Origin of the sequence: Streptomyces sp. NBC_01451 (assembly GCF_036227485.1) — a bacterium.
Classification (GTDB): Bacteria; Actinomycetota; Actinomycetes; order Streptomycetales; family Streptomycetaceae; genus Streptomyces.
Genome location: NZ_CP109479.1, coordinates 5,877,013 through 5,888,807, shown reverse-complemented (window position 1 = coordinate 5,888,807; position 11,795 = coordinate 5,877,013). Strand labels below are relative to the sequence as shown.

Below are 11,795 nucleotides of genomic sequence, written 5' to 3'. Positions count from 1 at the left end.
GCGACGCTCACCGGGCCCGGGCCTTGTCGGCCCGGGCCTTGTCGTATGTCCGGCGGGCCTCGTCCACGTCCGGCATGCGCTCCGCCGTCCAGTCGGCCAGAGCCTTGACCTGGGCGGCGGCCTCGCGGCCGAGGTCGGTGAGCGAGTAGTCGACGCGGGGCGGGATGACCGGCTTCGCGTCCCGGTGGACCAGGCCGTCGCGCTCCAGCGTCTGGAGGGTCTGCGTCAGCATCTTCTCGCTGACCCTGCCGATGGCCCGGCGCAGCTCGCTGAAGCGGTACGGGCGCTCCAGCAGCTCCATCAGGACGAGCACACCCCAGCGACTGGTGACGTGCTCCAGGACCAGGCGGTACGGACACATGCCTTCGGCTTCGCCACTCACAGCTGCGCTTACTTCCATGTAAGTACCTTACTTGAAAGTGGGTACTTTCCTGAAGTTAGCGCTTCTCCTATGGTTAGTGCCAGCCCGCACCCCACAAGGAGATTCGCAATGAGCATCGTCGTCACCGGAGCCACCGGCCACCTCGGTCGTCACGTAGTCGAGCAGCTGCTGGAGAAGGTTCCGGCCGACCAGATCACCGCCGTCGTGCGCGACGCGGAGAAGGCGTCCGGCTTCGCGGCCCGCGGTGTGAGGATCGCGGTCGCCAACTACAACGAGCCGGAGACCTTCGACGGTGTCATAGCCGCCGGCGACAAGGTGCTGCTCATCTCCGGCAACGAGTTCGACAAGGGCCGCGTCGGCCAGCACCAGGTCGTCATCGACGCCGCCAAGGCCGCGGGTGCCGCGCTGCTCGCGTACACCAGCGCCCCGGGCTCCCTGACGGCCGCTCTCGCCGACGACCACAAGGGCACCGAGGCCGCCGTCCTCGCCTCCGGCGTCCCGTACTCGCTGCTGCGCAACGGCTGGTACAACGAGAACTACACCGAGCAGCTCGCCGTCGCCCTTGAGCACGGCGTCACCCAGGCCGCCGGTGAAGGCCGGGTCGCCTCCGCCTCACGCGCCGACTACGCCGCCGCCGCTGTCGCGGTGCTGACCGGCGAGGGCCACGAGAACTCGACGTACGAGCTGAGCGGCGACACCAACTGGAGCTTCGCCGAGTACGCGGCCGAGGTGTCCAAGCAGTCCGGCAAGGACGTCGCCTACAACGCCGTCTCCGTCGAGGTCCTGGTCGGCATCCTGACCGGCGTCGGCCTGCCCGAGGGCCTCGCCACGATCCTCGCGGGCGTGGACGCGTCCATCGAGCAGGGCGAGCTGGCCGGCACCCCGGGCGACCTGTCCCGGCTGACCGGCCGCCCGACCACGCCGATCGCCGAGTCGATCGCCGCCGCGCTCAAGGGCTGACCCCCTGGACCCTCCACCCCCATACCCCTCAGGGGCGCGCACTCCCCCGTGGCGCCCCTGAGGACGCCCGCCCCCGCCTGTCATGACCGTATGCCGATACGAACATGACAGCCGGGGGCGCTCGGCGTTACCGTCGTGGACGCACATCCATATGGTCATGTGCTGGTACGAGGGGAGACGCCGGTGGCCGGCAAGCCGAGGGGCGAGCAGCGCACAGGTCTGCTGAACGGCTTCGCGGCATACGGGATGTGGGGCCTCGTCCCGCTCTTCTGGCCCCTGCTGAAGCCGTCCGGGGCGGTCGAGATCCTGGCCCACCGGATGGTGTGGTCCCTCGCCGCCGTCGGCATCGCCCTGCTGGCGATGCGCCGCTGGGCCTGGGCGGGCGAGTTGCTGCGGCAACCGCGCCGGCTGGCGCTGGTCACGGTCGCCGCGGGGTTCATCACGGTCAACTGGGGTGTCTACATCTGGGCCGTGAACACCGGGCACGTGGTCGAGGCCTCGCTCGGCTACTTCATCAACCCGCTCGTCACCATCGCCATGGGTGTGCTCCTGCTGAAGGAACGGCTGCGGCCGGTGCAGTGGACGGCGGTCGGCGTCTGCCTGGCCGCGGTCCTCGTCCTGACGATCGGCTACGGCCGGCCGCCCTGGATCTCCCTCTGTCTGGCCTTCTCCTTCGCCACGTACGGCCTGGTGAAGAAGAAGGTCAACCTGGGCGGGGTGGAGTCGCTGGCCGCCGAGACCGCGGTCCAGTTCCTGCCCGCGCTGGCGTATCTGCTGTGGCTGGGCGGCCGGGGCGAGGCGACCTTCGGCGCGCACGGCGCCGGGCACGCGGCCCTGCTCGCGGCGACCGGGATCGTGACCGCGCTCCCGCTGGTCTGCTTCGGCGCGGCGGCGATAAGGGTGCCTCTGTCGACGCTGGGCCTGCTCCAGTACCTGGCCCCCGTCTTCCAGTTCCTCCTCGGCATCTTCTACTTCCACGAGGCCATGCCGCCGGAGCGCTGGGCCGGGTTCGCGCTGGTGTGGCTGGCCCTGGTCCTGCTGACGTGGGACGCGCTGCGGGCGGCCCGGCGGGGAGCGCGGGTGCTCAGGGCGGCGCCCGATCCGGTCCTCGTTCCGCAGACGGTGGAGGCCGCGCAGGACGTACGCCACTGACAGCGGGCGTGCGGCGGGGCGCTGTCGGCGGGGCGCGTCGTACCGCCTCCGATACCGCGCACACTGGTCATGTCCATGTTCATCCGGTATGCGAACTCCCTGTCCTGATAGCGCTCTTGACGAACCGTTAGCCAGAGCTTCACCATCCAGGCACCTGTCCACTGTGGAATCCCTGTGATTCCCGAAGGAATTCGGAGCCCCCCACATGAAGCTCTCGGTTCCCGGACGCGCCGCAGCCACCGCTGTGGCCGTCACCGTGCTCGCCTCCACCGCGCTCCTCACCACGGGCACGGCGGCCGGCGCGGCCTCCGCTCCCGACACCACGACCTCCACGTCGTCCGCGTCGTCCGTCGGGCTCGCCGCAGCACCCGGCCTGCCCGTGGCCAACGTCAAGGCGCATCTGACCCAGTTGCAGTCCATAGCCACCGCCAACGGCGGCAACCGGGCACACGGCAGAACCGGCTACCGCGCCTCGCTCGACTATGTGAAGGCCAAGCTGGACGCCGCCGGGTTCACCACGACCATCCAGCAGTTCACCGCGTCCAGCCGTACCGGCTACAACCTGATCGCCGACTGGCCCGGTGGCGACACCAACCAGGTGATCATGGCGGGCTCGCACCTCGACAGCGTGACCGCCGGCGCCGGCATCAACGACAACGGCAGTGGCTCGGCGGCCGTCCTGGAGATCGCGCTCGCCGTCTCCCGCGCCCAGTACCAGCCCACCAAGCATCTGAGATTCGGCTGGTGGGGAGCGGAGGAACTGGGCATGGTCGGGTCGAAGTACTACGTCAACAACCTCTCCTCCGCGAACCGTTCACGCGTCAAGGGCTATCTGAACTTCGACATGATCGGCTCGCCGAACCCCGGCTACTTCGTCTACGACGACGACCCGACCATCGAGCAGACCTTCAAGGACTACTACGCGGGCATCGGCGTGGCCACCGAGATCGAGACCGAGGGCGACGGCCGCTCCGACCACGCGCCCTTCAAGAACGTGGGCATACCCGTCGGCGGTCTGTTCAGCGGCGCCGACTACATCAAGACGGCGGCACAGGCGGCCAAGTGGGGCGGCACGTCGGGCCTGGCGTTCGACCGCTGCTACCACTCGTCCTGCGACACCACGGCCAACATCAACGACACCGCCCTCGACCGCAACAGCGACGCGGCAGCGTACGCCGTGTGGGAGCTGTCGGAGTAACCGCGGGCACGCCACCCACAGGCTCCACGGGCACAACGGGTTCAACACGTTCAAGAGGTCCCACGGATCAACGGGTTCAACAGGGGACGGTCAACCGGTCCGCACGTCGGCCGAGTTGGCCGTCCCCGCCGTCCGCCACGGCCAGGGACAGGGACAGGGACGGACACCAGGTCAGGAGCGCGAGCTGGAGAATGCGGTATGACGGATCTCCTGATTTCGGAAATCGCCGCCGCTGTTCGGGCTCGGGAAGTGACGGCCGTCGACGTCGTCACGGCCGCGCTCGCGCGGATCGCCGCCGTGGAGCCGGAGTTGTGCGCGTTCGCGGAGGTGTGGGGCGAGGCGGCGGTACGGCGGGCGCGCGAGGTCGACGTACGGGTCACCGCGGGTGAGTGGTTGCCGCTCGCGGGCGTTCCGGTCGCGGTGAAGGGGCGGTACGGGGAGCGGGCGGCGGACGTGGTACGGCTGACCGGCGCCGGGTGTGTGCCGCTGGGCGCGACGTCCGTACCCGCGCCGGGGGCCGGAACCCCCTGGCAGACATGGGGCCTCGGGGCCGGTGGGCGGACGGTCAACCCGTGGCGGGCGGACCGGGTGCCCGGCGGCTCGTCGGCCGGGGCCGCGGCGGCGGTGGCGGCGGGCCTGGTGCCGCTCGCGACCGGCGCGGACGGGGCCGGGTCCGTCCGTATCCCGGCCGCCTGGTGCGGGGTGTTCGGCCTCAAGTCGACGAACGGGCGCCTGCCGCATCCCGACCGGACGGGACTGAGCGCGGCCGGAGCGGTCGCCCGGCGGGCGGCGGACCTGCGGGCGTACTGGCGGTGCGTGGCCGGAGCCGACGGACACGCGGCGGACGCGCTGGACGCGGTGGGCGGTAGGACCGGCGGTGGCGGACAGGAGTACGCGCGACGCCCTCTCACGGCCGTCTGGTCCGACTCCCTCGGCTTCGCCCGTGCCGATCCCGGACCCGCCCTCGTCGCACACGGCGCCGCGCTGCGACTCGACGCGGCCGGGGTCGTACGGCTGCTGCCGCCGGACGATGTCCCCGTGCACCTCGACGACCCGGGACCGGCCTGGCTGGCACTACGGACGCCGGATACGAATGGGGATGGAGATAGGGATGGGGATGGGGACAGGGGCGGCGGCACAGCGGCGGCGTACCGGCTGCGTTCGGTCAACGACCGGCGGCTGGCGGAACTGTTCAGCCGGGCCGACCTGCTCCTGACCCCCACCACCCCGAACCCGCCGCACGGCCACGAGGGGCCGGGTGACCGGTACTCGACCGCGCTCACCTGGGCTTTCAACCTCAGCGGGCATCCGGCGGCGAGCATCCCCGCGGGCTTCGGCCCGGACGGCTGCCCGGTCGGACTCCAGGTGGTGGCCCGGCACGGTGAGGAGGAGGTACTGCTCCGGGTCATGGCGGAGGCGGAGGAGCGGGCGGGCCTGCGGGCACCTCTGGCCCGGTAGCGGGACTGGCACAACATTAATGCACATGCATACACTGCACACGCATGCAATAGTCGTGCGCGCGCATTCACCGCGCGCCACCCTCCGCACTCCGACGCACAGGGGGCCAACCATGAACCGCAGTTTCCTCTTCCTGCTGGGCAGCAGCCGCAGTGACGGCAACACCGAGACGCTCGCCCGCAGGGCCGCCGAGCAACTGCCCGCCGACGTCGAGCAGCGCTGGCTGAGTCTCGCCGAGCACCCGCTGCCCGACTTCGAGGACCTGCGCCACGACGCCGACCACGTCCGGCCCACCGGGGACAACGCGGCTCTCCTGCTCGACGCCACCCTCGCGGCCACGGACATCGTGATCGTCTCGCCGCTGTACTGGTACTCGGTCTCCGCCTCCGTGAAGCGCTACCTCGACCACTGGTCGGGCTGGCTGCGCACGCCCGGCCTGGACTTCAAGGACACCCTCGCCGGGCGCACCCTGTGGGGCGTCACCGTCCTCGCGGCCACGGAGCAGACGGTCGCGGACCCGCTGGTCGGCATGCTCGGCAACTCGGCCGCGTACATGGAGATGCGGTTCGGCGGAGTGCTGCTCGGCAACGGGAGCAAGCCCGGCGACGTACTGAACGACACCGACGCGCTCACCCGCGCGAAGACGTTCTTCGACCTGGACCCGGCGTTCAGGCCGTGATGTCCTTCGTCGTGAAGCGTGCCCAGGCCGCCGAGCCGAACACCGCCGCGTACAGGGCCTGGATGCCGAGGTTCTTCACCAGGTCGTCCCAGTAGACCGGTTCGCGCATCAGGTCGGCGAAGGACAGCCAGTAGTGGGAGAAGAAGTACGGCTGGATCCCGCTCAGTTGGGGTATCTGGTCGAGGATCTGGACGGTGATGAGCAGCCCGACGGTCGTCGCCATCGCCGCGATGCCACTGCTCGTCAGGGTGGAGATGAACAGGCCGAGCGCCGCCACGCCCATCAGTGACGCGGCGACGACCAGCGCGATCAGCAGCGCCCGCCCGAGGCCCTCCGTGAAGCTGATGCTCGTACCGGAGATCGTCATCAGGTCGCCGAGCGGGAAGAGCAACGCGCCGACCGTGAACGCCGATATCGCCACCACCAGCGTCGCCACCAGGCAGAACGTCAGCGTGGTCGCGTACTTGGTGAGGAGCAGGCGGGTGCGGCCGGCCGGGGCGACCAGCAGATAGCGGAGCGTGCCCGCGCTCGACTCGCCGGCTATCGCGTCGCCCGCGATGACACCGATCGCCATCGGAAGGAAGAAGGGGAGGGTCGCGGCCAGTGCCGTGAACACCAGGAACAGACCGTTGTTGCTGATCTGCGAGATGAACGCGGGGCCGCCTCCGGCGGGGCCGGCCGAGGAACCGTCGTCCGTCTCGATCTTGACCGCTGTGCCGACGAGGATCGGTACCGCCGCCAGTACCCCGAGCAGTGCGAGGGTGCGCCAGCGACGGAACGTGGTGAGAAGTTCGTTGCGGAAGAGGGTGAAGAGAGCGCCGTGGAAGGTCGTTCGGCGGCCAACGGTTGGTTGTGGCTTGTCGCGCGGTTCCCCGCGCCCCTCGGGAGCGCTCGTCTCAGCCCGCGACATCGAAGCCCTCCCCCGTCAGCGCCACGAACGCGTCCTCCAGAGACGCCCGTTCGACACCGAAGCCCCGGACGCGGACCCCCGCACCGACCAACGCGGCATTCAGATCGGCGAGTTCGCGGTCTCCTTCCGGTACCTCGCCGGTCACCCGGTCCCGGTCCTCGGTCACGACCACGTCGCCGACGCCCTGTTCCTTGAGCACGCGGGCCGCGTCCGCCGCGTCGGGCGTCGTCACGACCAGCCGGCCGCGGGCCCCGGCGGCCAGCTCGGCCACCGGGCCCTGGGTGATCAGCCGCCCCTGCGCCATCACGGCCGCGTGCGTACAGACCTGCTCGATCTCGTCGAGGAGGTGGGAGGAGAGGAAGACGGTGGTGCCGTCCAACGCCAACTCCCTTACCAGGGAACGGATTTCACGCATCCCCTGCGGATCGAGTCCGTTGGTCGGCTCGTCGAGGACGAGCAGCCGGCGCGGTTGGAGGAGCGCCGCCGCGAGACCGAGCCGCTGTTTCATGCCCAGCGAGTACGCCTTCGCCTTCTTGCCGGCGGCGGCCGTCAGGCCCACCCGGTCCAGCGCCGCCGCGACGCGCGTACGCCGGGTGCGCGGATCGGCGGTCGGGTCGGCGGCGTCGAACCGTGCGAGGTTGTCACGGCCCGAGAGGAAGCCGTACAGCGCGGGCCCCTCGATGAGCGCGCCGACGTGCGGCAGGACGGCGCGGGTGGCGCGGGGCATCGGTCGCCCCAGCACCCGCGCCGTGCCCGACGTCGGCTCGATCAGGCCCATCAGCATGCGGATGGTCGTCGTCTTGCCGGAGCCGTTGGGCCCGAGGAAACCGAAGACGCTGCCGGCCGGGACGGTGAGGTCGAGAGCGTCGACGGCGAGTTGTCCGCCGCGGTAGCGCTTGGTGAGGGCGTGGGTGACGATGACCGCGTCGTCGTCACCCACGCCCCGGTTCACCTTCGGCGGCTCCGTGGCGGACGGTTCCTCCATGGGCTCCCTCAATCGTCATGCGTGTACGACGGTTCCCCTACGGGAGTTACTGGGCCGCGTTGGCCGCCTTGACCAGGGCGTCCTTCGTGACGGCGCCGACGTAGAGCTTGCCGTCGTCCGTCATCAGGGCGTTGATCAGGCGGGTCTTGAAGACCGTGCCGGAGCCGAAGTCGCCGGAGACCTTGTCGCCGAAGGAGTCCAGGAACCCGCCGAACGCACCGGCGTCGGGCGAGCTGCCGGCCGACGGCAGACCGCCGCCCTCGGTCCCCGAGTCGAACGTGGCGATGGCGTTCCAGCCCTCACCGATGACCTTGACGCCGTCGTCCTCGAGCCCGTCCGGCGTGCCCTGGTGGCCTTCGAGACCCTTGAGGTCCCCCTCCAGCTTGTTGCCGAACTGCTCGTCGAACTTCTTGTCGAATTCCGGCCCGCCCTTGTCAACGTCGCGCGGGACCTCCGTCCCGTCCTCCTCGGTGACCTTCGTCCCCTTGGGCGGGGTGAAGTCGAAGGTCGAGGCGGCGGGCTTGCCGAAGTCGACGTCCACGAAGCCGACGTCCACGACGGCGGCACCGCCGCTCGCCGGGGTGAGGGTGAACTTCAGGGGTGTCCCGGTCTTCGAGTCGACCGCGACACTGATCGCCCCGACCGTGGACCCGGACGCCTTCGGCTTGATGACCAGCTTGTAAGCGTCCCGGCCGGCGACCTGGGCGGTGCCGTCGACGGTCACGGAGGTCGTGTCGTCGACCGCCTTCAGGGCCTCCTCGGCGAGCTGACCGGGTGTGGCGTCCGTCTCGTCGCCAGGCAGGATCCGGTCCTTGCCCTCGCCCTTGTCCTTACCGCTCTCGGAAGCGGGGGCCGTCGCGTGGTACGCCTCGTTCGACGCGCTGTCGTACGCCCACACCTCGTCGCCGTTGTGGATGACGCTGTACTCGGCGGCCTTCTCCAGCAGCGACACCTTCTGCTTGTCGGGGCCGTCGACGGCGACCCGCACGGTGTGCGTGCCGGTGGCCAGCTCAAGGAGCTTGGCGCTCGGATCGGCGGCCGATCCCGAGTCGCCGGAACCCCCTCCGAGTCCGCCGGACAGGAGTCCGCTCTCCAGACCGCCGAGGTCCGGCAGCCCCAGATCCGTACTGATCTTCACCGTGCCGGACAGCTGCTGTACGTCCGACGCGGCGATCTTCTCGATGAGTTCCTGCGCACTGATCTTCGGCAGATCGGGGTCTCCGGAACCGGCGAACGCCGGTACCAGCCCGATCGTCGCGACCGTCAGACCGATCACCACGGCCGGGGCGGCGTACCGCGCGGCCTTGCGGCGCCGGGACGGCACGTCCTCGGCCTCGATCTCGGCCTCGATCCGGTTCCCGGCCTTGGCCTCTTCGTACGGTGCCATGTGTGCCTTACCTCCGTCGTCGGCGGCGGCTGTCCGTCCCACACTTGTCCACCCCGAGCCGCCATTCTCACCCGAACCGGTGAGGAGTGGTGGTTTCCATCTCACCAAATCGGCGAGGACGAATCGTCAGACCGTGGGCTCAACTCCGTGTACTGCTACGGGATGACATGAGGAGCCCCAACCTCCCCTGACCCGTAGGGGTCACACCCCGACATTTCAGCCCGTCTGGGGGTCCCCCTCTGGGGGAGTTTCAGGACGAGGCCCCTTCAGGGCCGAAGCGGGGGTCTGGGGGCGCAGCCCCCAGGAACGGGAAGGGACGGGCACGGGCGGCGGCGAACCCTCACCCCGCCCGATGCACCACCGCATCGCACATCTCCCGCAGCGCGGCCTTCGCATCGCACTCCGCCAACGGCACCAGCGCGGCCCGAGCCTCCTCCGCGTACCGCACCGTGTCCCGCCGCGCCTGCTCCAACGCCGGATGCACCCGCAGCCGGGCCAGCGCCTCCGCGTGCCGGGCGTCGTCGCTCAGGTCGGAGTCCAGCAGCTCGCACAACGCGACGTCCTCGGCCAGCCCCAGCCGGGCCACCCGCTCCCGCAGCCGGAGCACGGGCATCGTGGGAATGCCCTCCCGCAGATCCGTCCCCGGCGTCTTTCCCGACTCGTGGGAGTCGGACGCGATGTCCAGTACATCGTCGGCGAGCTGGAAGGCGACCCCGAGCCGCTCCCCGTACTGGGTGAGCACGTCCACGACGCTGTCGTCCGCCCCGGACATCATCGCCCCGAACCGGCAGGCCACGGCCACCAGGGACCCGGTCTTCCCGCCCAGCACGTCCAGATAGTGCTCGACGGGATCCCGCCCGTCCGACGGCCCCGCCGTCTCCAGGATCTGCCCGGTCACCAGCCGCTCGAACGCCTCCGCCTGCACCCGGACCGCCTCGGGCCCGAGGTCGGCGAGGATGTGCGAGGCGCGCGCGAACAGGAAGTCCCCGGTGAGGACCGCGACGGAGTTGCCCCAGCGCGTGTTGGCACTGGGCACCCCGCGCCGCACCTCGGCCTCGTCCATGACGTCGTCGTGATACAGCGTCGCGAGGTGGGTCAGCTCCACCACCACCGCGGACGGCACGATCCCCGGCGCATGCCGGTCCCCGAACTGTGCAGCGAGCATTACGAGCAGTGGCCGGAACCGCTTCCCGCCGGCCCGTACGAGATGCTGCGCGGCCTCCGTAATGAAGGGGACCTCGCTCTTGGTGGCTTCGAGCAACCCTTCCTCGACAGCCGCCAATCCGGCCTGGACATCGGCTTCGAGAGCCTGGTCCCGCACGCTCAGCCCGAACGGCCCGACGACGGTCACGAGGGATCTCCTGTCTGCTGGTGTCTACTGGCGGTCACACGGTGTGTCGATAGATCGTTGCCATCACTCAAGTCAGCGTATCCGGTCACGTTTCGATCACCGCGAGCGCCCGCCCGTCCAGCCCAGGCGGTATCGGATCACGACCGGAATGTTTTTGATCAGTCCAAAGCATGGACATTTATAAACATCCCGCATCCGGCACCTGAGCCCACACGCACATACGCCACCTCACCCCCACGCCTTTCCCACCCATCGCCACCCCTCGCCGCGACCGTCACCGGGACAACGTCGCGCATCGCACAGCAGGTTCCACTCCCACAACGGACATGCGCGTCCATTGATCAGCAAAAACCTCAAAATGCCCGCTCACGCCACCCGGATCACGACTACCCCCACTCCGTGATTCGAGTCACGCCCACAAGCAACCCCCACGACCCCCACTCCGCAAACTCCCCCTTCACAAAAGGCAAGTTGCCCTCCACGCGCCCTTTACTTTTTGACCGTTTTATCCCCAATGGGCGTCCCAAATAGGCAAGTCCTGCATTTCCGCCCCTTGTTCCATCCGTGTGCTCTCGCATACGTTTCGCGCCACACCGGGCGGCCCGCCGAATCCTGCCACCGCCCGCAGAGCAGACAACCCACCCACACATGACTCACGCAGGCAGGAGCGGGGGACCCAGGCAAGCCGCCGGTCCGGGCATTCACGCCGGAGCGGCTAGGGGTGAAGCCGTGCGCCGACAACGCGCCCGGCCGGGCATCTCCCGCCCGAACCCGACAGCTCACCTCGCAGGCGCCGGAGAGGACACACCATGCCCGTACGAGGTCGGCACCACCACGCGAGAACCTCCCGCCGCCCGCTCGCGCTCACGCGCACACTCGCCATCACCGGGACGGCCGCCGCAGCCCTGGCCATCCCCTTCCTGACCGCGACAACGGCATCAGCGGCACCGTCCGTCACGTCATCGACCACGACGTACTACGCGAACAACCTGGACGGCTGGATCCGCGAATCGCTCGACATCATGGCGCAGAACGGAATCCCCGGAACGTACGACGGCATCTACCGCAACGTCATCCGCGAGTCGTCGGGCAACCCGTACGCCATCAACAACTGGGACTCGAACGCCGCAGCCGGCACCCCCTCCAAGGGCCTCCTCCAGGTCATCGACCCGACCTTCGCCGCCTACCACGTCGCAGGCACCTCGTACGACCCCTACGACCCGATCGCGAACATCACCGCGGCCTGCAACTACGCGGCGGCGCGCTACGGATCGATAGACAACGTGTACGGGGCCTACTAGGCAGCCCCGGGCGGCAGGCAGCCCGGGGCAGC

Annotated in this window: 11 protein-coding genes and 1 riboswitch; of the genes, 6 read left to right on the top strand and 5 right to left on the bottom strand. The window is 69.8% G+C overall.

Annotated elements, in window-relative coordinates:
• Positions 1-7 precede the first annotated feature (7 nt).
• A complete protein-coding gene (locus OG595_RS25790; RefSeq protein WP_329275973.1) occupies positions 8-400 on the bottom strand; it encodes a winged helix-turn-helix transcriptional regulator in 393 nt (130 codons plus the stop codon).
• Between the two features lie 90 nt (positions 401-490).
• On the opposite strand from OG595_RS25790, the gene OG595_RS25785 reads away from it, so the two are divergent.
• From OG595_RS25785 to OG595_RS25765, 5 genes are all read left to right on the top strand, one after another.
• On the top strand, positions 491-1,342 hold the full coding sequence (locus OG595_RS25785; RefSeq protein ID WP_329275971.1) for an NAD(P)H-binding protein: 852 nt from the start codon (positions 491-493) through the stop codon (positions 1,340-1,342).
• A 183-nt stretch (positions 1,343-1,525) separates the two neighbouring features.
• Entirely contained in the window at positions 1,526-2,494 is a 969-nt protein-coding gene (gene rarD, locus OG595_RS25780) for an EamA family transporter RarD (RefSeq protein ID WP_329275968.1), read from the top strand.
• A 205-nt stretch (positions 2,495-2,699) separates the two neighbouring features.
• Positions 2,700-3,692, top strand: a complete 993-nt coding sequence (locus tag OG595_RS25775; protein ID WP_329275965.1) for a M28 family metallopeptidase — start codon at positions 2,700-2,702, stop codon at positions 3,690-3,692.
• Between the two features lie 198 nt (positions 3,693-3,890).
• Positions 3,891-5,150 carry an amidase gene (locus OG595_RS25770; RefSeq protein WP_329275963.1) on the top strand — a complete coding sequence of 420 codons (1,260 nt, stop codon included), beginning with the start codon at positions 3,891-3,893 and terminating at the stop codon, positions 5,148-5,150.
• Between the two features lie 112 nt (positions 5,151-5,262).
• A complete protein-coding gene (locus tag OG595_RS25765) occupies positions 5,263-5,829 on the top strand; it encodes a flavodoxin family protein (RefSeq protein ID WP_329275961.1) in 567 nt (188 codons plus the stop codon).
• On the opposite strand, the gene OG595_RS25760 is transcribed toward OG595_RS25765, so the two are convergent.
• The 4 genes from OG595_RS25760 to OG595_RS25745 all read right to left on the bottom strand — a co-directional run bounded on the left by OG595_RS25760 (position 5,819) and on the right by OG595_RS25745 (position 10,462).
• The gene (locus OG595_RS25760) at positions 5,819-6,739 is read right to left on the bottom strand and encodes an ABC transporter permease (RefSeq protein ID WP_329275958.1); all 921 of its coding nucleotides are present in this window, start codon (positions 6,737-6,739) and stop codon (positions 5,819-5,821) included. The genes OG595_RS25765 and OG595_RS25760 overlap by 11 nt on opposite strands.
• The gene (locus OG595_RS25755; protein WP_329275956.1) at positions 6,726-7,724 is read right to left on the bottom strand and encodes an ABC transporter ATP-binding protein; all 999 of its coding nucleotides are present in this window, start codon (positions 7,722-7,724) and stop codon (positions 6,726-6,728) included. Before OG595_RS25755 ends, OG595_RS25760 begins: the two co-directional genes overlap by 14 nt.
• A gap of 46 nt (positions 7,725-7,770) precedes the next feature.
• Entirely contained in the window at positions 7,771-9,111 is a 1,341-nt protein-coding gene (locus OG595_RS25750; RefSeq protein ID WP_329275954.1) for a DUF2092 domain-containing protein, read from the bottom strand.
• A 340-nt stretch (positions 9,112-9,451) separates the two neighbouring features.
• The gene (locus OG595_RS25745) at positions 9,452-10,462 is read right to left on the bottom strand and encodes a polyprenyl synthetase family protein (RefSeq protein WP_329275951.1); all 1,011 of its coding nucleotides are present in this window, start codon (positions 10,460-10,462) and stop codon (positions 9,452-9,454) included.
• Between the two features lie 646 nt (positions 10,463-11,108).
• Positions 11,109-11,270: riboswitch (cyclic di-AMP (ydaO/yuaA leader) on the top strand.
• A 1-nt stretch (position 11,271) separates the two neighbouring features.
• Here OG595_RS25745 and OG595_RS25740 point away from each other — a divergent pair.
• The gene (locus tag OG595_RS25740) at positions 11,272-11,763 is read left to right on the top strand and encodes a transglycosylase SLT domain-containing protein (protein ID WP_329275948.1); all 492 of its coding nucleotides are present in this window, start codon (positions 11,272-11,274) and stop codon (positions 11,761-11,763) included.
• Positions 11,764-11,795 lie beyond the last annotated feature (32 nt).